Below are 22,654 nucleotides of genomic sequence, written 5' to 3'. Positions count from 1 at the left end.
TCCAAGGTAAGGCCACCCCGGCGGCGGGTGGGCGTTCTTGCCCTACCTGGGCCCGTTCTTGAACACCGAGTCCGCGAAGGCGAGCAGGTAGGGAAGGGCGGCGCGGGCCGTATGCCAGGTGTGGTTGTAGCCGCGCTGCGCGAGGACCACGGCGCCCTGCCCGCGGGCGTGGAGGGCGTCGGCGATGCGGTTCGCGGTGGCGATGTCCGCTGGGGCGCCGGTTCCGGCGGTGAGGATGGTGGCGACGGGATCCGGGAACGGCATGGTCGGCAGGTAGGTCCGCGGTGTGTTGGCGGCGACGAGTGCCGGGCCGGAGCCGAGCAACGCGTCGTTGGTGGTGGTGTCGTACGGCATGGTGAGCAGCAGCGCGGCGAACTCGCCGGTGTGGCGCAAGCCGATGTTCAACGCGGCGAAGGCGCCACCCGACATGCCGCCCAGCGCCCGGTGGGTGCGATCGGGGACGGTCCGGTAGTACCGGTCGATCGTGGTGACGACCGTTCGCGCCAGGTAGGTTTCCAGCCGGGGGCCACCAGGGAGGTCGAGACCGTCCAGATCTCGTCCGGGCTGCCCCGCGGTCAGGTCGACGGACACGACGATCATCAGCGATCGCCCGGTGCCGGTAGGCCATGCGCAGGGTTCCCGGCGCGTCACCGGCGCCGAGCCAGTCTTCCGGAGCGGCCGGGAAGCCGTGCACGAGGTAGGTGACGGGATAGCGCCGGTTGTCGTTGGCACGGTCGTGGTAGCCGGGTGGGAGCAGGACGTACGTCCGCCCCTCCGGTACGGCGTTGGCGGGATCGGCGATCGCGAGACGTTCGAGGATCGGCGCGTGAACGCCTTCGGGGGTGGCGAAACCGGCAGGCCGGGCGCGCGAATCGGCGGATCCGTCGTCGATCATCTCGCCGAGCGCACGCAGCGGTCCACCGCCACGCTGGAGCAAAAGCGCGAGATCTCGTGACGTCCGGATGTAGCCGACGTAGCTGTTGGTGGCGGTCACCGCGACGAGCAGGACACAGCACACCATGACCGCGATGGCGCTCCGGCGTGCTCTGGTCCGGCCGCGGAACCGGAACGCGAGCATCGCGGCCACGACGGCCAGCGACGCGAAAGTCCCCCAGATCCAAGGGGATTCGAGTGCCCCGGTCGCCTGTGCGTGTTCGACGACCTCACGAGGGAGCACTGGGATGGCGGCACCCATGGCGGCTCCTTCGGTCGGTAGCCTTCATAAGGGGCCCGGCGGCGACTCACGGAAGCTCGGGGAATGAGCCGCCGCCGGTTGTACCGACGGCTGCCGCTACGCGGGGACGACGACAGCAGCCATCGGTGGTTCTTCGCGGATCACCACTGATCGTCGCCGCCGTGGTCCATCCCGCCGTCCTGGCCGCCGTGGTGCTGTTGCTCGCCCGCGGCGGCCTCGTTCCCGCCGAAGGCTCCGGTGAGCCCGCCGAGCAGCAGCCCGCCACCGGCGACACCCGCCGCGGCCGCGGCGGCCGTCTTGAGGAACCCTCCTCCGCCCGGGCGGCCCTGCTGGCCTTCCCCGGTGTCGCGGCCACGGCCGAACATGCCCGAGAGGAATCCGCCGCCGGACTGCGCCGGAGGATGGCCATACGGATCCTGCTGTGCCCCATAGGGATCCCGGTGATTCCCATAAGGGTCTTGGTAAGGCATGGAACGCTCCAGCTCGGCGATGCGTGTCTTCGCGTTACGCAGGGCGTCCTCCTGCATCAGGACGGCGCCGACCAAGAGGTACATCGCGTCCGGCTGTCCGGCGATCTGCCTGGTGATCAGGTCGGCGACCTCCGGGTCCTTGTACACCGGCTGGGCCTGGCGAAGTCGTTCGGCGAGGCCGAGAACGAGCTGCCGGTCTTCGTGTTCCATGGGATCTCCCTTCGTCTGCTTCAATCCTGTGCGAAGCCGGAGAGATCCGGCATCGGTGACCCGGCCGGAAACACCCCGCCAGGTGGCTGCCCGTGGCCGACCGGTCAGGCGGTGCCGGTCCAGTAGAGCGGATTGACGCCCTGGTAAGCGATTTTGATCGTCACCTCGGCCGGGTTAGCCGGTAGCGCCACGACGAATCCGAAGGCGCGGTCCGCGCCAGGGAGGACATCGGCGGGGAGTTTGTCCCCGATGCCCTTGGCCGCGTCGGTGACGCTCACCGACGCGGCACCGTTCGTGGTCGCGGCGAAGGTGAAGGCCGAGGCCTCCAGCGCCTTTTGGGTCGTATTGCGAACGGTGATGGTGAACTTCGCGCCACGTGTCAGTTCTTTCGGCCGTTGCGGATCAGCGGGCAATTCGTGGCCCGCGGGTTTACCGACGGAAATGACACCGCGCTTTCCGGTCCGCTCCTCGCCGAATTTCATCACCTGTGGAGCCGCGCTCTTCGATGTGCTGCTCGAACTCGTGGAGGACGACTTGCTCGCCTGGCCTCCACATCCCGTCACGACGAGGCAGGTTGCCACGGCCACGGCGACTGCTGTGCGTCGCATGAATTCTCTCCCGGTTTCCGGAACATTTCCCGTGGCGACGGTAGGTGAATCCCCGAGCCGATTTCATCGGACCGGCGGCGGCTCCCTGCCATCCGACCGGCGGGGACTTCCAGCCGACCGGCCGGCCACGCTCGACACCTGCCGGATGGTCGGCGCGCCTCGGCATTGCGACGTTTTGAGTATGTCGCAGACAGAGTCCTCCCAGGGATCGCCGCCTTCCACACAGCCCGAACTCGCCGAACCCGCCGTCTCCGTGGAGGCCGGACCGTCGACGGCGCGGCTGATCGGGGTGGACCTGGCCCGCGCGCTCGCCGTATTCGGCATGTACGCCGTGCACCTCGGACCGGCGCCGACCGCCGTGAGCGGCTTCGGCGGATGGCTGCTCGGGTTGGCGGAAGGCCGGGCGTCGGCGCTTTTCGCCACCCTCGCGGGGTTCTCGCTGATGCTGATCGCCGGCAGGCTGGAGCCGAAGACCGGTTTGGCGGCACGGCAGGCCCGGGCCCGGATCGTGATCCGCGCCGTGATCCTGTTCGTGATGGGCACCCTGTTGGCGATGACCGACGCCGGAACCGTCGTCATCCTCGCTTACTACGGGGTCTACTTCCTGCTGGCGCTGCCTCTGCTACGGCTGCGGGCCAAGACCCTCGCGATCATCGCGGCCGTGCTCGCGGTCGTCACTCCACTGGCGAAGTTCGGCCTGACGGCTCTGGTGAGCGGGCCGATCACCGAGACCGTCAACGCCTATGACCCGCTCAAGCGGCTCAGTGAGGTCGGCGTACTGGACCTTCTCCTCAGCGGGCTTTACCCGACCATCACCTGGATGACGTTCGTGGTCGCCGGGATGGCGCTGGGACGGATGGACATCGGCTCCGGCGAGGTGCGGCGGCGGCTGGCCGCGATCGGCGCCGCGCTCGTCGCCTTCGGCTACGGAGTGCCTTGGCTGCTGACCAGGTTCATCGACGGCCTTCGGGAAGCCGCGGAGCAGCCATGGGGCCGTGGCGCCGAGAAGACGGGTTCGGCGGTCGTCGAATCCCTGGGCGAAGGCGCGAAGGCCATGGCCGAAGGCGGCCCGAAGGGTATGGACGGATCGGGCTGGGGGCTGTTGCTGGCCAGGCCGCACAGCTCCTCCACCTTCGACCTGGTCGGCAGTGTGGGCATCGCGATCATCGTGGTGGTGGGGGCGACGGTGCTGTTGACCAGGCTGTCGTGGCTGCCGCGGCGGCTGCTGGCTCCGGTCATCGCCGTCGGCACCATGTCGCTGACCCTCTACGTCGGCCACTTCCTGGTGGGCGGGCAGACCGGGGCACTCGGAAAGGGCCAGGGCGCCGGGAACGACTCCGCCATGGTGCTGTTCTGGTTCATCGTCGGGGCCACCGTCTTCGCCTGGCTCTGGTCGCGCTTCTTCCGCCGCGGACCGCTGGAGTACCTGCTCCACCTCGCCACCAAGGCGGCGAAATTCGTCCGGTGAGTCACCGGGGTCGTGAGTGGTGATGACGGTTCTAACCGTCATCACCACTCACGACCCCCTCAACCGAATCCCGTCACCACTTCGGAGTGTTCTTCATGAGTTTCGCGATTGTTCTGGCCGTCCTGGCCGCTCTCGCTTTCGGGACCGGCCTGCTCGTCACGCGTCTCCAGGCCGTGGCCAAGAAACGACGGCTGGACGAAGCGCTTTCCGAGGCGCGCCGCTGGGTGGAGCGGCTCGCCGGTCAGGTGCTGCATCTGACCGGGACCAACGCCGCGGCGAAGCAGGCCTTGGCGGACGCGTCGGAGCGGTACACCGCCGCCGGTTCACAGCTGGCCCTGGCCCGGACCATCGGACAGGCGGGTTTGGCCAAGGAGACCGCGTTGGAAGGCCTGTACTACATCCGCGCGGCACGAGTCGCGATGGCTTTGGATCCGGGTCCCGCGCTCCCGGCCGACGCCGAGCGCGCGCGGGCGGGCGCGGTCACGGAGCATCGCAAGGTCGAAGTCGAGGGTGCGACGTACGAAGCATCGCCGAGGCCCGGTCACGACACGCCGCACTACTACCCCGGTGGCCAGGTCGCTGGGCGTTCGGTGCCGGAGGGCTGGTACAACCGGCCGTGGTGGAAGCCGGCGCTGATCGGTGGCGCGTGGGGCGCCGGGGCGGCCGTGCTGTTCGGTTCGCTGTTCGCGGGAATGGCGGGTGTCGCGGCGGCGCAGGCCTGGCAAGACGGTTTCGAAGCGGGCGGTCAGGGCGTGTTCGCGCCGGACGACGTCGGTTTCGACGATCTGCCGGACTTCTGAACACGATGCGCGGGATCGTGGTGATGGCGCTTATTCTCTTCCCGGTGGTCCGGCGTGGTGTGTAGGAGTGGAATGTGATCCGGGTAGTGGTGGTCGACGACGAGGCGCTGGTCCGTTCGGGATTCCAGCTGATCCTGCGGGCCGCCGGTGACATCGACGTGGTGGCCACCGCGACCGGCGCGCAGGCGGTGCGCGAGATCGGGGTGCACAAGCCGGACGTCGTTCTGCTCGACATCCGGATGCCGGACGTCGACGGCCTGACCATCCTGCGGCAGCTGCGCGCCCTGCCCAATCCGCCTGTCGTGGCGATGCTGACCACGTTCGACTCGGACGAGTACATCGCGACCGCGCTCCGCTCCGGCGCCTCGGGTTTCCTGCTCAAGGACACCGAGCCGGAGCATCTCGCGCAGCTGGTGCGGACCTTGGCGAGCGGCGGGGTGGTGCTTTCGCCGAAGGTCACCCGGTCCGTTGTGGACGGATTCCTCGATTCGGGCGCCGACGCGAAAGCCGTCGACGGTGTGGCGCGGCTGTCCGACCGGGAGCGCGACGTCCTGGTGCTGATCGCCGAAGGACTGTCCAATGCGGACATCGGCGCCAGGGTGCATCTCAGCGTCGGCACGATCAAGGACCACGTCAGCGCGATCCTCACCAAGCTCAAGGTGAACAGCCGGGTCCAGGCGGCGCTCCTCGCGCAGCGTGCGGGGCTGTTGCGGGACCAGGACCGAAATCAGCCCTGAGCCGGCGGAAGGCGGAGCTGCACCCGGTATCCCCCGCCGGGTGTCGGCCCGGCCGCCAGTGTCCCGTCCAGCAGCTCGGCCCGCTCCCGCAGGCCGATCAAACCGTGTTGAGCGCTGGGCAGGGACAGCGTCGGCCTGGTCGACGGGCCGTTGGTGATCGTGACCCCCATGCCGTTCTCGTGGTGCCACAGGTGCACGGCGGCGGTGGCCCCCGGCGCGTGTTTACGCACGTTGGTCAGCGCTTCCTGAACCGTGCGGTAGACCGCCCGCTGTGTGGCGGCGTCCACATCGGACGGAAGCTCGCCTTCGATCGTCGTCTCGATACCGCTGTTGGCGATCAGCGACGGCAGCACGGCGAGCGTCGGCTGCGGGGCGAGATCCGTCGAGGCACCCCCGGACGCCCGCAGCAGCGTCACCATATGGCGAAGCTCATCGAGAGTGTCGACGCTGAGCCGTCGAATGGAGGACGCGACGTCCTTCGTGTCCGGGCCGGCCGGGGCGACCTGCAGCACCCCGGCCTGTACCGCGATGAGACTGACCTGGTGTGACACGACGTCATGCATCTCACGGGCCAGCTGAGCCCGCTCCTTGGCCAGGATCGTCTGTTCGATCAGCAGCCGCTCGTGATCGCGTGCCTCCGCGATCTCCTTGAGCCGTAACGTCAAATCCCTTCGCGCCTGCACAAGCTGACCGAGGACGGCGGGCGCGGCGCCCATCAACAGCGCGTAAAGCGCGTCGATCAGAATCGACCGCCCCGATTCCACGTCGATCTGGCCGTGCCAGGGCACGGCGTAGCCGAGGATCACGACCGCCGCGCACAACGTGACCAGGCGCCGGTCGCGGGTCTCGACCGCGACGCTGTACAGCGCGATCAGAACCGCGACGACCGAGAACGAGAACGCCAGCATCGGCAAAGTCAGCACGAAACCGACGTAGGGATACCGCCGCCGGATCAGCAGTGCGAGGATCGCGACACCGGCCGCCGCCTTGGCACTCAGGCCGGCCTGCTCGAGACCGAGCCACGCGTCCAGTATCGCCAGGCCGATCAAGGCCACGTCCACCGCCCACGAAGGGACGCGCCGCCGGGGCGTCACCTCGGCGCCTGATCGTTCATCCACCGGGCCATTATGGGCTTTCGGCTTCACGGAGGCGAAACTTCACCGTCGCGCTCGCGGTCCATCCGTCAGGTGGCTGGTTCTCCCCCGCCGGTCGGCTGGACTCTCCGGCCCACCATCCGGTTGTGGGTCCGGTTCCCGGCTCCGTCCATGGTGGACAGGTCATGCCGCATTTACCGTGAATGAGGAGGCTTCGCCCGCCACCGGCGAACGATCGAACGGGAGTATTCACTGTGCTGGACTGGGACCTGGTGCGCGGGGCCGTACCGGCCGTCGTCACCGTGGCCGGTCTGGTCGCCGGTGCCGTGCTGCTGTTCCGGCGGGATCGCCGGTGGTGGTCGCGGACGGTACCGATCGTCGCGGCCACGTGCTCGGTGATCCTGTTCCTGCTCTGGCTGGTCGTCGACGTCCTGTGGAAGCCCTTTCCCGACCCGGTGCCACGCGGCGTCGTCGCGTGGATCGGCGTCGCGCTGTTCGGGTTCGGGCTGGCCATCGGGTGGCAACGGCGAAGCGGATGGCCGCGGCGCGGTGTCAGCGTTCTCGCCTGCCTGGCGGTGGTGCTGGCCGCCGGAGCGAACATCAACGCGCACTACGGACAGTTCCCCAGCCTGCGGGCGGCCCTAGAACTGCCGCCTGCCAACGAGATCCCCTTCACGAGCCTGCACTCGGTGTCCGGGCCGTCCCTTCCGCGGGCACCGGGGCGGGCGCTGCTCGACGGCTGGCAGCCGCCTTCCACGATGCCGAAGAACGGTGTGGTCACCCAGGTCTCCATTCCCGCGGCGGCATCACACTTTCCGGTGACCCGGAACGCGTATCTCTATCTGCCGCCCGCCTACCGGGCCTCGCCTCGCCCCCTGCTGCCGGTGCTCGTCCTGCTCCACGGTCAGCCCGGCGGGCCGCGTGACTGGATCGACGGCGGTCAGGTCGCGACGATGATGGACCGGTTCGCCGCGGCACACAAGGGACTCGCTCCGGTCGTCGTGATGCCGGACGCCACCGGCAGCGGCTTCGCGAACCCGCTCTGCGTCGATTCGCGTCTCGGCCGCAGCGAGACCTACTTGACCGGGGATGTCCCCGGCTGGATCAAGAAAACCCTCCAAGTCGACCCGGACAGCACGAAATGGGCGGTAGCGGGCTATTCCTATGGTGGAACGTGCGCACTCCAACTGGCCTTGCGCAGGCCGATGGTGTTTCCCACCTTCGTGGACATCTCCGGCCAGGACGAACCGACCCTCGGCTCGCGGGCCAGAACCATCGACGAGGCCTTCGGCGGGGACGAGCAGGCGTTCCGCCGGTTCAACCCGGTCGACCTGCTCACCACCCACCGCTACCCCGGATCCGCGGGCGTCTTCACTGTCGGCAGGTCCGACTCGGTGTTCCTGCCGCAGCAGAAGCGTGTCTTCGAAGCCGCTCAGCGCAACGGGATCAAGGTCACCTGGCGTGAAACGCCGGGTACGCACAACTGGCAAGCATGGTCCGCCGGGCTGCGCGATTCACTCGCCTGGCTGGCAGGCCGGATGGGACTGGTCAAGCAGTGAAGGCATGGTTCGGCAAAGTCGCCCGTATTCCACTGGGCGTTCCTTTCACCTCCACGATGGTGGTGTTGCCTTGGCTGATCGGGCCGGCCACCGGGAGCCTGTGGTCCGGCCCGTCCGGCGCCATGCTGGACAAGGTCGGGTTCGGCTTCGACCAATGGCTGCGAGGTCAGTGGTGGACGCCGTTCACCTCGACGTTCTGGTCCGGCGGACTCGCCCAGTACGTCGGGAACACCATTCTCGTCGCGGTCTTGTGCGGCTTCGCCGAACGGCACTTGTCGACCGTGCGGACCGTGTCGATCTTTTTGCTCACGCAGCTGCTGGGAACTACGGCGACAGCGGTGATCGTCATCGGGTCGGGCGCCGACGAATGGTGGTCCGCCGATCTGCTGTCGGCGGTCGAAGTCGGCCCGTCCGCCGGCGCCATCGGGGTCGCCGTCGCCGCGACGTCGGCGCTGTCCACCGTCTGGCGGAGGCGCCTGCGCCTGATCCTCCTGCTGGCCGTGATCATGCCGGCCTTGTACGTCGGGTCCTTGATTCAGCTGTCACAGGTCTTCGCGGCTCTGATCGGGCTTACGCTCGGCATGCCGATCGAGCGCAAGCGCTTGGAGGAACCGTCACCGCCCTCCAGGGGTGAGGCCCGCCTCCTGGTGGCCTTGGCTGTTGCGGCGTCGGCGGTCGGTCCGCTGGTCGCCGCGGTGTCGCAGACCGCGAGCGGTCCCCTCTCGGTGCTCCAGTACCTCTTGGTCGGATCGCAACCGGATCTCGCCTTCGTGGATTCCACTTGCGCCGATCCCGGCGCGCTGGTGGAGTGCCGCAGGCTGCGCGCCGAGGTCCGGATGAGCGGGCTCGGCTCCGCCCTCATGTCGATCGTCCCGGTGGTTCTGCTGCTGGTTCTGGCCGAAGGCTTGCGCAGGGGCAGGAAATTCGCCTGGTGGGCCACGATGGCCTTGAACGTCGTACTCGTCGGCCTGGGCGCCGTCCTGTTGACTTCCTACACCGACGAGCCGTCGCCCCGGTCCACAGCGGACTGGGTGCAGACACTCGCCCCGCTGGTGCAGCCGGTCGCCATCCTCGTACTGCTGGTGGTGACCAGGGCGAAGTTCGACGTTTCGGCACCACGGGGCACCTACCGCAGATTCGCCGGTCTCGCCTCCAAGGCGCTGCTGATCTGTGCGGTCGTCTACGTCTGGGGCGCTTATCTGCTTCGCGACCGGTTCGAACCGACGGCGACGATCGGCGGAATCCTCGCCGACCTCCCGACCCGGTTCGCCCCGCCCGGTTACCTCGGCGCCATCGAAACGGCGGTGCTGCCCAACGGCAGGCTCGCGACGATGCTGCACCAGTGGATCGGCGTGATCTTCTGGCTCGTCGTGCTCACCGGCGGGCTGATCACGTTCAGGAAGGCCATCGTCGAACGACGCGCGGCCGACCGCGCCCGCGCCCGCGAACTGCTCGAGTCCCACGGCGGCACTTCGATGGCCCATATGATCACCTGGCCGGGCAACGACTACTGGTTCGCTCCGGACGGCCAGGCCGTCATCGCCTACCGCGTCATCTCCTCCGTCGCGCTCACCACGGGCGAGCCGGTCGGCGCACCGGCCGCGCGCGGTGCCGCCGCACAGGAGTTCTCCCGATTCTGCGTCCGCAACGGGTGGACACCGTGTTTCTACAGCATCACCGACGACCTCAGGCGAGACCTGCCGTCGTGGAATTCGGTTCAGGTCGCCGAAGAGACCGTCGTCCCGCTGAAAGGACTGGAATTCAAGGGAAAGAAGTGGCAGGACATCCGCACCGCGATGAACAAGGCGAAGAAGTCCGGGGTCACCGCCGAGTGGCTGTCCTATGCGGACGCCCCGCCGTGGATGTCCGGTCAGATCAAGGCCTTGTCCCGGGATTGGCTGGCCGACAAGGGACTGCCGGAAATGAGGTTCACCCTCGGCGGGCTTGACGAGCTCGCCGACTCCGACGTCCGTTGTCTTGTCGCGGTCGACGACGAGCGGCGTGTCCACGGCGTCACGAGCTGGCTTCCGGTCCGCGACGAAGGCCGGGTCGTGGCCTGGACACTGGACTTCATGCGCCGTGGGCCGGACGCGTTCCCCGGGGTGATGGAATTCCTGATCGCGTCCATGGTCGTCCGCTGTCGCGACGAAGGCTCCGAGTACCTGAGCCTGTCGGGCGCACCGCTCGCGCGGCTCGACCGAGGCGAGCGGACCGTGCTCCTGCAACGAATGCTCGACGTCGTCGGCAAGACGCTGGAACCCGTCTACGGATTCCGGTCGCTGCTGGCCTTCAAGGCCAAATTCCAGCCCACGTACCTCCCGCTGTACATGGCCTACCCGCGGGCGGCGGCGTTGCCGAGCGTCGGCAACGCCATCGCCAAGGCGTATCTGCCGAGGATCACGTTCAGGCAAGCGTTCCAGCTGATGGGCAAGGTGATCAGCCGCCGCTGAGGCGGCCTGCGGGCCGGCGCCACGGGCGCGGCGATGGAGCCATTGCGAAGCGCGTTCACCGTAGATCAGCTTCTCAGGGTCGGCGAGTTCAGTTCGCGGCCTTTCCGACGACGGGCTCTTCCGCTTGCCGGAAGGCGATCGCGGTGCCGAGCGCGGCCGCGGCCGGCACGAAGACATCTCCGGACGACGCCCGCACCAGTGGAATCCCGTTGTTCCGCACCAGCTTCTCCACCGCGGCCAGATCGCGGACGGCAACGGTGCACGAGACCAGGGCGGGAAGCGCCGGAGCCTGCTCGCCGGGAAACGGCGCCCATCCGGGGAAAGGTGACGACGCGCCGCCTCCGCCGGTGGAATGAAACGACTCTTCCGTCGTGTCGGGTACGAATGGTTCATGGAAAAGGTCGAAGTATGGCGAGGCGCCCATGGCGATCCGGAACCGTTGTTCGGGCCACTGCCCGGCATCCGCCAGGGCGACACCCTCGCTTACGAGTTCCGATTGCCGGACAGCTTCGTTCCCTGGCCTGGAGGTACGCTACTGGAACGCGTGTTCGTGTTGCTCGACCTCGGGGTGAGCATGTCGATGCCCGCCTGGCGTTCCACCGCCGGAATCGACCGCGTCGAATCCGGGCCGACCACCTGGTACGTAGACCTCGTGCACGTCTCGATCGCGGAGAAGTCGATCACCGTCCGGGATCTCTACGCCGATGTCCTGGTGCCCACCGACGGGCGCCATCAGCGTTTGTTCGATCTCGACGAGTTCGCCGACGCGATCGAAACCGGGCAACTCGACCTCGCCACCGCCGTCGACGGACTGCGCCGCTGGCAGCGTTTCCTCGACCGCCATCTGCACGCCACCCGCGACCCCAGCGACAAGTGGACCGACTTCCCGCCCCGGCGGCTGCGCGACCTGGCGGCGCTGCCCAGCCCGCTGGGACCGATCGTCACCGCACCGGGCTGATCGTCACGTCACCCGAGATCACCCTGCCGCCGGGGACGGCCGAGCCCGGCCGTGGGTGGAGATCCGGGTCGTAGCCCCGATCTCCACCCACGAGCCTGACGCTACTTGACCGTGACCGTGGCACTCGACCAGGACTTGCCGTCCGGGCTGGACGTGGTGACCGTGCGGGACTGGCCGGGCTTCAGGCCCTTGCTGTCCACCGAAACGTGCCCGCTGCCGGTTCGCTTGCCAGGCACCGGCTTCGCCTGCTTCTCCTTGCGGTCCTTGGCTTTCTCCGCCGAGCTCTGGTGCTTGCCGGACTTGAGCTTCTTCAGCTCACTCTTCACCTTGTCGAGCTCCCCCTTGGCCTTCTTGACCTCGTCCCCCGCCTGGTCGATGAGTTTCTTGGCCTTGTCCACCGAGCCATCGGCCTTCGCGACCGACTCGATGATCTTCTTCGAGCTGTCCTTCACGACGGGGGCGGGTTTCTCGACGACGATCACCCGGGGCGGGAGCTGGACGAGCCGCGGTTCAGGGCTGCCCTTGGCGACCGGCGCCTTGACCACGACGGTCCGTGTCTTCTGGCGCTGCACCTTCTTCACCGTCGCCGCGGGCTTGATCTTGGCCACCTTCTTGACCGGAGCCGGTTTCGCGGCCGGCGCCGCGGGGATCGCGGCGTGCGGCGCGGCCTGCTGGACGAGCGGGTTGACCGGGGCGGACGGCTGTTGCGGGGCGGCGACCGGTTTCGGTGCGGTGGCCGCGGCCGGGGCGGCGGACGCGGTCGCTTCGTCCGTGCCGTCGAAGGCACCGAAGGTCCACGCGCCGACGGCGGCGGTCGTCAGGCCCGCGACGCCGAGCACGCCTACACGCTTGATGTTCATGGGATACCTCGATTTCCTGTTGCCTGCCGTGACGTTCACAGCTGGGTTTCGTCTTCGTGACGGCGTTCGTAGAACTCCTCGGCCAGGGAGCGGCCCATCAGGCCACCGAAGATCCCGGCGGCCACCCCGACGGCGATACCGACGGGGGTGGCGATGACCAGTCCGGTGGTCACCCCGAAGACCAGTGACGCGGTCCCGCCGCCGAAGCCGGTGACCGCGCTCTTGCTGAGCGGCTTTTCTTCGTGCTCGAGGTAATAGTCGTACTCGGCTTGTTCGTCGTCTTCGGTGTCCGGAATGGACGGTCGCTGGTCCAGCCACGCTTCCCGCGGGATCACCAGATATCGGGGCCGCGGGGCGAGGGGGACGGAAAACTTCCGGAAGGCCGCCCACAGGGAAAGTGCCGGTCGTTCGGCGAGGGTCGTGGTCATGGCGCTCAATCCCGGTCACCGGTCATGATCTTGACCGGCTTGTCGTCGTCCTTCGGTTTCTTCACGCTCTCCCGGAGCTTTTTCAGCTCACCCTTGGCCTTTTTCAGGTCGTCCTTGGCCTTGTCCAGTGCCTTGTTCGCCCGCTCCACCGCTTCGTTCGCGGTGTCGACGGCTTTCGCCTTGTCCTGCAGCTGTTCGCGGATCGTGCGCGGAGCCTTCTCGGCGATCGCGGCGCGAACGACGAACTTCTTCTCCGGGGGAACGCTCGACAGTTTCGGCGCGGCCGTCTTCACCACGCGCGGTTTGACGACCGCCGCCTTCTTCACCACCGGAACCCGGTGGGTCACCTTCTTGACCGTCTGCGCGACCTTCACCGTGCGCTGCACCGGAACGGCCTGCTTGACGACCGGGGCGGCCACGGGCACCTTGGCCGGCACGACCGGGGCCGTCACCGACGCCGGAGGAGGAGTCACCTTCCGCGGCGCGGCCGGTTCGGCTCGCGGCTGGGGTTCGGGCCGGGGCACCGCCTGCTTCGGCGGGGCCGGGGCAGGCGTCGGCACCTGGACCTGCTGCGGTCTGGCCGCCTGCGCGGTGTCCTGCACCGGTTTCTCGTCGGGCCGGTCGTCCACCATCGCGTTCGCGGTGGAGGCACCGATGGCCGCGGTGGCGAGACCGGCGACGCCGTAGACGGCCGCCCGCCGGAGATTGTTCTTCTGCTTCATCCGTCCCACCTCGCTGTTCCGTGGCGTCGCTGCTGAGAAGCAGCGTGGCGCGCGACGGTTCAATCCCGGTACATCGGCGGTTCATCCGCACTCCCGTGATCGCGTTTCCCGCACTACTCTGCGGTCATGCGACCGGAGGACGGGGAAGCGCTCGGCAGCGGATCGGCCGGTGCCGTCTTCGCCGTGCCGACGGACGAAGGCGACGTCGCGGTCAAGGTGTTTCCCGGCAGGCTGTACCAGCGCACCCGCCTCCGGCTGGAACGCGAACTGGAGCGGCTTTCCGCGCTGGACGGCCAGGTCCTGGTGCCCGAAGCCATCGAGGAACTGCCCGACGGCCGGTGCGCGCTCCGCGGTGAACTCTGCGTCCGGTCACTGCTCGATCTGGTCGAGGACACCGGCCCGCTGCCGGTCGCGGACACGCTCGTCCTCGGCTCCGCGATCGCGTCGACGCTCGCGAGAGCGCATGAAGCCGGGATCTTCCACGGCAGGCTCACCCCCGCCAACGTGTTGTTCCGCGCGTCGGGTGAACCCGTGATCAACGACTTCGAACGCACCCTGCGGCCGGTGTTCGTCCGCGATCCGGACCACGGGAGCGACTTCCTCGCCCCGGAAGGCCCCCACGGTGAAGGCGCGGACCTCTACGGGCTCGGCGCCGTGCTCCACTTCGCGCTGACCGGTCTGCCGCCCGGGCCGGACCGGCCGGAACTGCACCGGGTGGACGCGCCGATCGACCTCCTCGCCCTCATCGAGAACCTCCTCACCGAAGACCCGGATTCCCGACCGGCCGGGCCGGCCGTGGCCGAAGAGATCCTCTCCGCGCTGACGCCTGAACAGTCCACTATGGACGAAGAACCGCCTGTCGTGGTGTCGGGCGGGCTCCAAGGATTCCCTCTCCTGACCATCGGGCCGGAACCGGTGTCGGCACCCGCACCCCGCAAGAGGTCCGCTTGGCCGGTGTTCACCATCGGTGCGGCGACCGTGCTCGCGGCCGTTGCCTGGTTACTCGTCCCTGGTTCGCCCGAACCGGCACCGCGGGCCGAGGCACAGCCGAGCCCGGCGAAGACGAGCACCAGTCCGAAACCCGCGCCGCGGGTGGAACTGGACGCGCCGATCGACCACGGCTCGATGGTCGAGCTGACCTGGCGGGCACCGGAGGGGTTCGACTCGGCCGTCGTCGTCGCGGACGGCACCGGTGAGGCCAAGACCACGATCGTCCGGCGGCAGCGGACGATGAAAGTCCCCGTCGCCCCTGGCCGGAAGTACTGCTTCCTGATCCAGATCACCGACGGCGGCGACGTGCGGGAGAGCGCGCCGCGTCCCATCCGGGGCGCGGTCTGCCGGAAGTGAGCCGGGCCCTGTTGTACCGTGGAGGGGTCCACGGTGGAGAGGGGATCCGGCCGTCCTATGAGCACCATCGTGCCCGGCCCCGGCGATACGGTGCTCAAGGTGTACCCGGGTTCGCTGGACCGGGAGACCCGGGCGGCACTGGACCGGGAACAGGCCGCGCTCTCCGGTATCGCGTCGATCCTCCCGGTGGAGGAGATCGGCAAGCTCGCCGACGGCCGGACGGCGTTGCGAATGCCGCGCTGTGACAGGTCCCTCGCCACCTTGACCGAACCTCTGCCGGTCCAGGACGCGCTGCTGATCGGTGAAACGGTCGCCCGGGCACTCGCGGCCGCGCACCGGTCGGGTGTGGTGCACGGTTCGGTGTCGCCGGGGAACGTCCTGATCCGGCGCACCGGCGAGCCCGTCGTCGCCGACTTCGGGGTGGCGCTCCGGCGACGGTTTCCTCGTGACCCGCTACACGGTCTCGAGTTCGCCGCACCGGAGACCGTGCGCGACCAGACCATGGACGAGCGGACCGATCGCTACGGCCTCGGCGCCGTCCTGTATCTCGCGCTGACCGGCGAGCCTCCACACAGGACGGTGGTCGGCGAACAACCAGGGACCCGGATCCACCGCGTGCTCACCGAGCCCGTCGCGCCCATCACCCGGCCGGAGGTCCCGGACGAACTCGTGGCGCTCGTCGGCGAACTGCTCGCCAAGGACCCCGATAGCCGACCCGAAGACCCGGAAGCCCGGCTGAAACACCTGCACCGGAAACTCACGGCGGCCCGAACCGGTATCCCGCTCGACCTGCCCGCGGAGCCGATCCTCGTGCTGGAGCCGTCCCGCCCGGAGCGGCCGCCGCCGGAAACCGCTGCCTCGAAGCGGAACTACGTCATCGCGGCCGCGGTCCTGGCCGGGATCTGCGGCGCCGTCGCCGTGCCCTGGCTCCTGTCCGGCGGCGGGGAGCCCCCTCCGGTGGCGCCGACAACGGCCGCTCCCTCGTCGAGCGGGGTCGCGATCGACCTGGCCCCTCCCGTCGATCACGAAACCTATGTCGAACTTTCGTGGACGTCGAACGCCGAACTGGACTTCGCGATCATCCTCGCCGAGGAGGGCCGGGCGGAGCCTCAGGTGATCTTGACGCAGCGGACCAGGCAGCGCCGGGTCGACGTCCGGCCGGGCCTGCGGTATTGCTTCCAGATCCAGGGCAGCAGCCCGCGGGGCACCTACGAGAGCGAGTTCCAGCCGCTCCGCGGTGCCGTCTGCAAGCGCTGAGCCGAGGCCGGTCCTGAGGTTGCGAAAGCCACTTTCGCAACCTTCAACGTTGCGAAAGTGGCTTTCGCAACGTGCCTCTCCCGGTGGTTTCGCGCGGCGGGAACAGGACGCGGGCGTTGACCGCCGCGCGCAGCCTCGCCGTCCAAGACCGCCGCCGGAGTCCTTTTCGGACGGTCCGCACCGCGGCCCACGCCTCGTTGGCGACCTCCGGAGCGGTTCCGGACCACAGCGCGGCGTCGACTGATCTCGCCAGCGAGTGCAGTCCCTCCACTGTGGACTGATCGCCGAGGACGCCCGCGGTGGCGGCCAGATCCCGTACGGTCATCCCGGCGGTCACCCGGAGACCGTGCGCCCGCAGCCGGTCCCTGGCCTCGGCCCAGGCACCGATCACGGCCGCCCGGCCTTCCTTGCGACGTCGCCGCCAGGCGCGGAACGCGGTCACCCCGGGAACGCCCGCGCCCCAGAGCACCAGCAGGACACCGAGCGCGACGCCGGCGATGATCGCCGGCGTCCGCCAGTCCCCCGCGCCCGAAGCGGTGTCCTCTTCGGACTCTCCGGGCGGCAGCGGCGGGTTCTCCAGTTTCTGTACCGGCGGCAGCTGGGTCCGCACCTCCGCCACCGCGGCGGCGATCCCTTTCGCGGCCCCGGATCCGCTCTGCTCGGCGGTGCCGGACGGGTCGAGCGGAACCCAGCCGACCTTGGCCACCGCGACCTCCGGCCACGCGATGATGTCGGCGTTGCGGACGACGTGCGCGCCGTCGGCTTCGGCCCGGTCCGGCGCGCGATAGCCGACGACGAGCCGGGCCGGGATTCCCTTCAGCCGGGCCAACACCACGTACGCGGCGGCGAACTGCTCGCTCGTGCCCCGTTTGTCACCGTCGATCAGGAACCGGCGCAGCTGTGGCCAGCCGTGTCCAGTCGGCAGATCGTCGCCCGTGGCGAGCCGGTAGTTTCCGGCGAGGTACCGCTCCAGCGCGACGGCGGTCTGGAACGACGGCCGCAGATCGGGCGGCAGCGCCCGGTCGGCGAGGTCGCCGATCTCCGGGGGTACCGTGCCGAGACCACCGAGACCACCCGGGAGCGCGGGATCCGTTCCGGCGCCCATCAGGTCATCCGGGCCGACCTGGGGCTCCCACCAGCCGAGGGTGTAGCGGGATCGCGGCGGCGTTTCCGTGGCGACGAGGGTTCCGCGTGTCTCGTCGACGAGCGCGTCGACACCGGTGACCGACGCGGGCGACGTCTGGCCGGGGAGCCACGGTCCGGACGGAGCCGTCATCTCGATCGTGGCCTGGCGCCTCGCGGCCGGGATGTCTTCTCCCGTACGGGGCGGGATTTCCGCGCCCAGGCGGCGGAAACCCCCACCGGGCAGCCAGTTCGAGCCGTCGAACTCGTCCAATACGGCCAGCGGCCAGCGCCGGGAGGCCGGGGTGTCCCCGGTGTAGCGGAACACCTGCGGCGACGGATTCTTGGTCCGGTAGGCGATCTCGGACAGCGGGCTCGCGACGGACTCTTCGGCGAGCGGGACGGATTCGTCGTCCTTCAAGGAGTACGCGGGTCGCGCGAGCGGATCGGCGACGGCCAGCGCGAGCGCGCCGACGACGCCGAGCACCACGGCGGGCATGACCAGCTTCAGCAGCCGGGGCAACGCGGTCCCCCCGCCGCCGACCAGCAAGAGTCCGGCGATGACCGCGTAACCGAGGCCCGTGGCCACGGCGGCGGCACCGGTCACCGCGACGTAGGCCTGGCTCAGCACCAGGACGAGCAGCCCCGGCACGAGGGCGATCAGTGGTCGTCGCAACCGGTGCAGCAGTTCGATCCCCAGTACGGCGGCGACCAGGACGGCCAGCGGAACGAACGAGATCAGTTCCGGTTCCGGCCGGGCGGGCCAGGTCGTCCGCAGGGTCAGCTGCCAGCCGTCGACGGCTCCGGCGGCGAGCACCGTGAAGGTCTCCCCCGTCGGGATCCCCGCCGCCGTCGTTCCCGGCAGCGCCGTCTCGATCACCGCGAGCAGGCCCGCCAGTACGGCGATCACCGGCCGCCACGGCACCGTTTTCGGGAACCGCCTGCCGAGTTCGGAGACGCCGTAGATCACCAGCACCACCGCGCCGATCGGCAGGAGCAGCGCGGTCACACCGAAGACCGGCGCGAAAAGCAGTCCTCCGATCGCCGCCGCGGCGAGCACGGCGACGTCCGCGATCCGCGGGGTCACGACACCAGCTCGTTCCACCGGTTCACCGCCTCGGCCGCGTCCGCCGCACTGACCCTGCGCGCACGGGGGACGCCCTCGACGCCGTGCACGCCGAGCCCGTCCATCCCGAGTCCGTGCGTGCCCACCCCGAGCACGTACACCGACGAGAAATGCGGCCGAACGGCCGCGAGCCCGCGCAGGTCCGGCCCGGCCCTGCCGGTCACGACGACCAGGCAGCCACCACGGACACCCTTGCGCGACAACGAAACCGGGATCATCGGCCGGTCGGCGGCCGGGTCCTGGCCGACCTCGCACAGCACGTCCAGCAACCTCCTCGCCGCCTGCGCGCCGCCGTAGGTCGTCAGATCCTCGCCGGTCGAGGTCAGCAGGCGGCAGCGGTGCCCGGCCATCGCCGCCGCGTTCACCAATGACGCCGCCAGCTCGGCGGCCTCCTCGAATTCGTTGTCCGACAACACCTTCGCCCGGGTGTCGAGCAGCAGCGTGAACCGCGGATGGTCGGGATCGACATAGTCCCTGACCATCAGCTGCCCCGTCCTGGCCGTGGCCTTCCAGTGCAGGTGACGGACCTCGTCCCCGACGACGTACTCGCGCACGTCCCGCAGATCCGCCGAACCGTGCAGCGAATCGTCGGTGGTCGGCCCGTCGTGGTGGTGGCGGGGATGCCCGGTCGCGAGCGCGCGCACGGGATGCAGCTTCGGGTAGACCCACAGCGTCGCGGTGTCACCGGCCGGAAGCGGCCGGCGGACCAGGCCGAGCGGATCGGCACGCTCCAGGATCAGCGGCCCGACCGTGAACCGCCCGCGCCGCCGTGTCGGCAGTTCGTAGTGGTAGGTCGCCTCACCGCCCGGTGACAGCGGGCGGACCGTGACGGCCAGTTCGGCGCCGTGTTCCCCGTGCTCCCGCGCCGTGAACCCGGCCTGCCGCCGCGTCCCCGGGTTCCCGACCAGCAGCCGGGCCATCGCCGGGCGTCCGCGTTCGACGCGGTCCGGGAACACGTCACGCCGTACCGCGACCCGCGGGCGCCGGATCGCCAGCACCACCCCGGCGAGCACCGCGCCCACCGCGGCTCCCGCGAGCACGCGCAGCAAGGGATATCCGGCCAGTTCGCCCGCGCCGTACAGCAGCACGGCGGCGACCAGCAGTCCGGTACCGCGTCCGGTGAGCCGCATCCTCATCCGCCGTCTTCGGCTCAGACCGCGTTGATCGCGGGCGCGGGCGTCGCCGCCAGCGCCTCGTCGACGACGTCGGCCGCGGACCGCTGGTTGAGCTCCGCGTCGGCGGTGAGCACCAGACGGTGGGCCAGCACCGGTTTCGCGATGAACTTGATGTCGTCCGGCGTCACGTAGTTACGGCCGTCGGTGGCCGCGATCCCTTGCGCCGCACGGACGAGGGCGATGCTCCCGCGCGGGCTCGCCCCGTACCGGACCGCCGCGTGCTCCCGGGTCGCCGCGGCCAGCCGCACCGCGTACGAGCAGATCGCGGGATCCAGGTAGGCGTCCCGCACCTGGTCGATGGCACGGCGCAGGGTCTCCAGGTCCACGACCGGGCCCAGCTCGTCCGGGCTGACCCGCGCGCAGTCGCTCATGAGCACCCGGACCTCGGAGTCGTGATCGGGGTAGCCGACGGAGATCCGCATCATGAACCGGTCGAGCTGCGCTTCGGGCAGGCGATAGGTGCCCTCCATCTCGATCGGGTTCTGCGTGGCGACCACCAGGAACGGATGCGGCACCTCGTGCGGCACCGAATCCACCGTCGCCCGCCGCTCCGACATCACCTCGAGCAACGCGGACTGGGTCTTGGGCGTACCGCGGTTGATCTCGTCCGCGAGGACGATGTTCGCGAAGATCCCGCCGGGGTGGAACTCGAACTTCTCGTTGTTCTGGTGGTAGACCATCACCCCGGTCACGTCACCGGGCAGCAGGTCCGGGGTGAACTGGATCCGGTTCCAGCTCCCGCCGATACTGCGCGCGAGACAGCGGGCCAGCGTCGTCTTCCCCAGGCCCGGGACGTCTTCGATCAGCAGATGGCCCTCGGACAGCAGAGCCGCGATCGCGAGCCGGACGACGTCCGGTTTGCCGCGCAGCACGCGCTGCACGTTCTCGGCGACCGCCTGGTAGACCCCGGTCGCGGCCGGCTGGTTCATCGTGCCCCCTGTTTCGTGCCCGTCATTTCCAGGTGATCGTCTTCGATATCTCGCTGTAGACCTTCGGTTGCAGCGTGACGGTGACCTCGTCCCCCTTGGCACCGGGATAGCGGAGGAGATCCGTGCCGGTGTTGTGCTGGCCGGTGAGCTTGATCGTGAGCTCCTTGCGAAAGCCGCCGGGCCCGGTGACGACGACGCGGAGCGTGGCGTTCCAGTTCGCGCTCTCGGTGATCGTCCTGGCCACCAGCCGCACCATCCCGTTCCGCTGCGTCACCTCGATGTCCGGCCGCCCCTTGGGCGTCGTCGGGTCGTCCCCCGCCGGGCCGTTGCCCGCGGCGCTCGTCGCCTCGACGTAGAACCGCAGTTCGGTGCCCACCAACAGGAAATCGGCCACATATTGCCGCGCCGACGCCGGGACGTTCGCCTCGCCGCAGTCCGGCGGGTCGTGCGGCTGGTCGATGCCCTCGCTGTCCGGGCACCAGTAGATCCGGTAGCCGGTGATCGGCGAGCCGTTCGCCGTCGCGGGTGTCCAGGTGACGAGCGCGCCGCCGTTGCCCTGCGGTTGCGCGGCGACGTTCCCGGGGGCGCTCGGCGGCTTCGGCACCGCCGGGGTCACCGGAGCCGAACTGGCACCGGGCCCCGTTCCCGCGCGGTTGATCGCGGCGACGGTGAAGACATAGGAGGCACCGTTGGCCAGCCCGGTGATCGAGGCCGTCCGCGCGCCGCCGCCGACCGTCCGCTCGCCGCCGGACCAGGTCACCCGGTAGCCGGTCACCGCGGCGCCGTTCGCGGCCGCGGCGTTCCACCGCACGGTCGCGGAGGCGTTGCCCGGCGTGGCCGTCACCGACCGCGGCGCGCCCGGCGGGCTCGCCGCGACGGGCGGTGGCTTCTTCGTGGTCTGCGGCGAGACGGGCCGGTCCGGTTTCCCGGACGGCGCGGGCGGCGGCTGGGGCTGTGTGACGGGTCCCCGCGTGTCCGGAGGGTTCTGGGGCGGCGGAGCCACCGGTTTCGGGTCCTGAGCGGGATCGGGAGCGCCGGTCACCGGGACCTCGTTCACCGCGCCGTCGTGCTCCACCACCAGCACGTGGGCACCGTCCACCCCGTCGACGTAGACCTTGGAGTCCTGGCCGCGCACCGGGGGCCTGCCGCCCTCGCCGGGGATCGGTTTCTTGTCCCGCTCCCGGCCGTCACGGTCGAAGGTGCGCAGTGTCTTGCTGGTGCGGTCGACCACCGCGACGGCGGTCCGCGAGGCGGCGACGCCCGCGTAATCACCCGGCGGAAGGCCGACGGTCACCGGGGCGGTCTTGGCCCGCGGCGCGGCGTCCACCAGATGCAGTCGCGACCCCTGCGGGTCGAGGATCGCCACCCTGCCCTCGACGTCGTTCGACGCCGCGACCGCGGTCTCCGGGACCTCGACGCCGAGCTTCACCGGATCGCCGAGGCCGGTGACGGCGACCGTCCGCGCGGTGTCGTCGGTGGTGTCCACGAACATCGCCGTGTCGCCGACGACGGTGAGGGAACCCTTGTGCCCCTGGGGAACCACGAACGGGCAGGACAGCCGCTCCGAACCGGGAGCCAGTTCGCACAGCAGCCCGGTGTCGACCCGGTGCAGCCAAAGCCGTCCGTCCGGGGTCGCGACCGGGGTCCCCAGCGGTCCCCCGGCCTTGACGGTGACGGCGCGGTCGCCGAAGCGGCTCACCGTCCCGGCTTCGCGGTAGACGGCGTACGGCCCGCCCCGGACTTCGAGGGTCACCGGACGTTCGGCGGCAGGCGCGGGGTGGCTGCCTTCGACCGACAACGTCGATTTGCCGAACTCGATGTTCTTCGAAGGGCCGACGACGTATCCCTGCGTCGGACCCTGCACCACCTGGCTGTCCTTGTCGGCGCCGGGGACGCTCACTTCGGCGTCCGCCCGCTTGCCCGACCCGTCGATGTGGAACGCCTTGCCGAGCGCCGAGTTGTAGATCCAGTGGCCGGTCTGGACCAGATCCAGACCGGGCAGCGGCTTCGAAGCGCCACCCACCGCGATGCCGACCACCGCGACACAGCCCGCGACGATCAACGCGATCGGAGCCCTTGCCCGCCAGCGCGCCCCGGCGGTCCCCTTACCTGCACGGATCACATCCGGCAGCGTAACGC

At 69.8% G+C, this 22,654-nt stretch carries 21 protein-coding genes; 9 read left to right on the top strand and 12 right to left on the bottom strand.

All coding sequences use genetic code 11. From position 1 onward, the window contains the following. Window positions 1–42 precede the first annotated feature (42 nt). Entirely contained in the window at window positions 43–600 is a 558-nt protein-coding gene (locus tag ACFWIW_RS03720; RefSeq protein ID WP_378366967.1) for an alpha/beta hydrolase, read from the bottom strand. A 226-nt stretch (window positions 601–826) separates the two neighbouring features. On the opposite strand from ACFWIW_RS03720, the gene ACFWIW_RS03715 reads away from it, so the two are divergent. After that, complete coding sequence (locus ACFWIW_RS03715; protein ID WP_378366966.1) at window positions 827–955, top strand: hypothetical protein; 129 nt, start codon at window positions 827–829, stop codon at window positions 953–955. Between the two features lie 380 nt (window positions 956–1,335). Here the strand turns inward: ACFWIW_RS03715 and ACFWIW_RS03710 are convergent, their stop codons facing one another. Both ACFWIW_RS03710 and ACFWIW_RS03705 read right to left on the bottom strand, forming a co-directional pair. Next, window positions 1,336–1,875: a DUF2076 domain-containing protein gene (locus tag ACFWIW_RS03710; RefSeq protein WP_378366965.1), complete on the bottom strand. Its 540-nt coding sequence runs from the start codon at window positions 1,873–1,875 to the stop codon at window positions 1,336–1,338. 104 nt (window positions 1,876–1,979) lie between these two features. After that, on the bottom strand, window positions 1,980–2,357 hold the full coding sequence (locus ACFWIW_RS03705; RefSeq protein ID WP_378366964.1) for a hypothetical protein: 378 nt from the start codon (window positions 2,355–2,357) through the stop codon (window positions 1,980–1,982). Between the two features lie 307 nt (window positions 2,358–2,664). Between ACFWIW_RS03705 and ACFWIW_RS03700 the strand changes: the two genes are divergently transcribed. The 3 genes from ACFWIW_RS03700 (at window position 2,665) to ACFWIW_RS03690 (ending at window position 5,488) form a co-directional block, all read left to right on the top strand. After that, window positions 2,665–3,951: a DUF418 domain-containing protein gene (locus ACFWIW_RS03700; protein ID WP_378366963.1), complete on the top strand. Its 1,287-nt coding sequence runs from the start codon at window positions 2,665–2,667 to the stop codon at window positions 3,949–3,951. A 95-nt stretch (window positions 3,952–4,046) separates the two neighbouring features. Beyond that, window positions 4,047–4,751: a hypothetical protein gene (locus ACFWIW_RS03695; protein ID WP_378366962.1), complete on the top strand. Its 705-nt coding sequence runs from the start codon at window positions 4,047–4,049 to the stop codon at window positions 4,749–4,751. A 74-nt stretch (window positions 4,752–4,825) separates the two neighbouring features. Continuing rightward, a complete protein-coding gene (locus ACFWIW_RS03690) occupies window positions 4,826–5,488 on the top strand; it encodes a response regulator (protein WP_378366961.1) in 663 nt (220 codons plus the stop codon). On the opposite strand, the gene ACFWIW_RS03685 is transcribed toward ACFWIW_RS03690, so the two are convergent. Then, window positions 5,479–6,606: a sensor histidine kinase gene (locus ACFWIW_RS03685; RefSeq protein WP_378366960.1), complete on the bottom strand. Its 1,128-nt coding sequence runs from the start codon at window positions 6,604–6,606 to the stop codon at window positions 5,479–5,481. The two genes, ACFWIW_RS03690 and ACFWIW_RS03685, sit on opposite strands and share 10 nt — an antisense overlap. 230 nt (window positions 6,607–6,836) lie before the next feature. Here ACFWIW_RS03685 and ACFWIW_RS03680 point away from each other — a divergent pair, with 230 nt between their 5' ends. Next, the gene (locus tag ACFWIW_RS03680) at window positions 6,837–8,141 is read left to right on the top strand and encodes an alpha/beta hydrolase-fold protein (RefSeq protein ID WP_378366959.1); all 1,305 of its coding nucleotides are present in this window, start codon (window positions 6,837–6,839) and stop codon (window positions 8,139–8,141) included. A gap of 65 nt (window positions 8,142–8,206) precedes the next feature. Next, entirely contained in the window at window positions 8,207–10,591 is a 2,385-nt protein-coding gene (locus tag ACFWIW_RS03675; protein ID WP_378366958.1) for a rhomboid family intramembrane serine protease, read from the top strand. 88 nt (window positions 10,592–10,679) lie between these two features. Here ACFWIW_RS03675 and ACFWIW_RS03670 read toward each other — a convergent pair whose 3' ends face one another. Beyond that, the gene (locus ACFWIW_RS03670; protein WP_378366957.1) at window positions 10,680–10,811 is read right to left on the bottom strand and encodes a hypothetical protein; all 132 of its coding nucleotides are present in this window, start codon (window positions 10,809–10,811) and stop codon (window positions 10,680–10,682) included. A 171-nt stretch (window positions 10,812–10,982) separates the two neighbouring features. On the opposite strand from ACFWIW_RS03670, the gene ACFWIW_RS03665 reads away from it, so the two are divergent. Continuing rightward, a complete protein-coding gene (locus ACFWIW_RS03665) occupies window positions 10,983–11,549 on the top strand; it encodes a DUF402 domain-containing protein (protein ID WP_378366956.1) in 567 nt (188 codons plus the stop codon). Between the two features lie 101 nt (window positions 11,550–11,650). On the opposite strand, the gene ACFWIW_RS03660 is transcribed toward ACFWIW_RS03665, so the two are convergent. Genes ACFWIW_RS03660 through ACFWIW_RS03650 form a run of 3 tightly spaced genes read right to left on the bottom strand, consistent with a single transcriptional unit; the run spans window position 11,651 to window position 13,559 of the window. Further along, a complete protein-coding gene (locus ACFWIW_RS03660) occupies window positions 11,651–12,409 on the bottom strand; it encodes a hypothetical protein (RefSeq protein ID WP_378366955.1) in 759 nt (252 codons plus the stop codon). A 35-nt stretch (window positions 12,410–12,444) separates the two neighbouring features. Then, on the bottom strand, window positions 12,445–12,837 hold the full coding sequence (locus tag ACFWIW_RS03655) for a hypothetical protein (RefSeq protein ID WP_378366954.1): 393 nt from the start codon (window positions 12,835–12,837) through the stop codon (window positions 12,445–12,447). A gap of 5 nt (window positions 12,838–12,842) precedes the next feature. Continuing rightward, on the bottom strand, window positions 12,843–13,559 hold the full coding sequence (locus tag ACFWIW_RS03650; protein WP_378366953.1) for a hypothetical protein: 717 nt from the start codon (window positions 13,557–13,559) through the stop codon (window positions 12,843–12,845). Window positions 13,560–13,685: 126 nt separating this feature from the next. On the opposite strand from ACFWIW_RS03650, the gene ACFWIW_RS03645 reads away from it, so the two are divergent. Together ACFWIW_RS03645 and ACFWIW_RS03640 are read left to right on the top strand one after the other, a co-directional pair. Further along, window positions 13,686–14,906: a protein kinase gene (locus ACFWIW_RS03645; protein ID WP_378366952.1), complete on the top strand. Its 1,221-nt coding sequence runs from the start codon at window positions 13,686–13,688 to the stop codon at window positions 14,904–14,906. A gap of 57 nt (window positions 14,907–14,963) precedes the next feature. Beyond that, the gene (locus tag ACFWIW_RS03640) at window positions 14,964–16,163 is read left to right on the top strand and encodes a serine/threonine protein kinase (RefSeq protein ID WP_378366951.1); all 1,200 of its coding nucleotides are present in this window, start codon (window positions 14,964–14,966) and stop codon (window positions 16,161–16,163) included. A gap of 43 nt (window positions 16,164–16,206) precedes the next feature. Here ACFWIW_RS03640 and ACFWIW_RS03635 read toward each other — a convergent pair whose 3' ends face one another. The 4 genes from ACFWIW_RS03635 to ACFWIW_RS03620 are packed head-to-tail and all read right to left on the bottom strand — an operon-like array spanning window position 16,207 to window position 22,637. Further along, a complete protein-coding gene (locus tag ACFWIW_RS03635; RefSeq protein ID WP_378366950.1) occupies window positions 16,207–18,390 on the bottom strand; it encodes a transglutaminaseTgpA domain-containing protein in 2,184 nt (727 codons plus the stop codon). Beyond that, the gene (locus ACFWIW_RS03630) at window positions 18,369–19,547 is read right to left on the bottom strand and encodes a DUF58 domain-containing protein (protein WP_378366949.1); all 1,179 of its coding nucleotides are present in this window, start codon (window positions 19,545–19,547) and stop codon (window positions 18,369–18,371) included. Before ACFWIW_RS03630 ends, ACFWIW_RS03635 begins: the two co-directional genes overlap by 22 nt. Window positions 19,548–19,561: 14 nt before the next feature. Further along, window positions 19,562–20,515 carry an AAA family ATPase gene (locus ACFWIW_RS03625; protein ID WP_378366948.1) on the bottom strand — a complete coding sequence of 318 codons (954 nt, stop codon included), beginning with the start codon at window positions 20,513–20,515 and terminating at the stop codon, window positions 19,562–19,564. A gap of 22 nt (window positions 20,516–20,537) precedes the next feature. Then, complete coding sequence (locus tag ACFWIW_RS03620) at window positions 20,538–22,637, bottom strand: fibronectin type III domain-containing protein (protein ID WP_378366947.1); 2,100 nt, start codon at window positions 22,635–22,637, stop codon at window positions 20,538–20,540. Window positions 22,638–22,654: the final 17 nt, after the last annotated feature.

The organism is Amycolatopsis sp. NPDC058340, from assembly GCF_042723975.1.
Classification (GTDB): Bacteria; Actinomycetota; Actinomycetes; order Mycobacteriales; family Pseudonocardiaceae; genus Amycolatopsis.
Note: the sequence above shows the minus strand (reverse complement) of the source record. Positions and strands in the feature narration are given on the sequence as shown.

Excerpts from the sequence above, each read along its gene's own strand:
- ACFWIW_RS03720 (WP_378366967.1), bottom strand. The coding sequence starts at position 600 with ATGATCGTCGTGTCCGTCGACCTGACCGCGGGGCAGCCCGGACGAGAT.
- ACFWIW_RS03710 (WP_378366965.1), bottom strand. The coding sequence starts at position 1,875 with ATGGAACACGAAGACCGGCAGCTCGTTCTCGGCCTCGCCGAACGACTT.
- ACFWIW_RS03705 (WP_378366964.1), bottom strand. The coding sequence starts at position 2,357 with ATGAAATTCGGCGAGGAGCGGACCGGAAAGCGCGGTGTCATTTCCGTC.
- ACFWIW_RS03700 (WP_378366963.1), top strand. The coding sequence starts at position 2,665 with ATGTCGCAGACAGAGTCCTCCCAGGGATCGCCGCCTTCCACACAGCCC.
- ACFWIW_RS03695 (WP_378366962.1), top strand. The coding sequence starts at position 4,047 with ATGAGTTTCGCGATTGTTCTGGCCGTCCTGGCCGCTCTCGCTTTCGGG.
- ACFWIW_RS03665 (WP_378366956.1), top strand. The coding sequence starts at position 10,983 with ATGGAAAAGGTCGAAGTATGGCGAGGCGCCCATGGCGATCCGGAACCG.
- ACFWIW_RS03660 (WP_378366955.1), bottom strand. The coding sequence starts at position 12,409 with ATGAACATCAAGCGTGTAGGCGTGCTCGGCGTCGCGGGCCTGACGACC.
- ACFWIW_RS03655 (WP_378366954.1), bottom strand. The coding sequence starts at position 12,837 with ATGACCACGACCCTCGCCGAACGACCGGCACTTTCCCTGTGGGCGGCC.
- ACFWIW_RS03650 (WP_378366953.1), bottom strand. The coding sequence starts at position 13,559 with ATGAAGCAGAAGAACAATCTCCGGCGGGCGGCCGTCTACGGCGTCGCC.
- ACFWIW_RS03645 (WP_378366952.1), top strand. The coding sequence starts at position 13,686 with ATGCGACCGGAGGACGGGGAAGCGCTCGGCAGCGGATCGGCCGGTGCC.
- ACFWIW_RS03640 (WP_378366951.1), top strand. The coding sequence starts at position 14,964 with ATGAGCACCATCGTGCCCGGCCCCGGCGATACGGTGCTCAAGGTGTAC.
- ACFWIW_RS03630 (WP_378366949.1), bottom strand. The coding sequence starts at position 19,547 with ATGAGGATGCGGCTCACCGGACGCGGTACCGGACTGCTGGTCGCCGCC.
- ACFWIW_RS03625 (WP_378366948.1), bottom strand. The coding sequence starts at position 20,515 with ATGAACCAGCCGGCCGCGACCGGGGTCTACCAGGCGGTCGCCGAGAAC.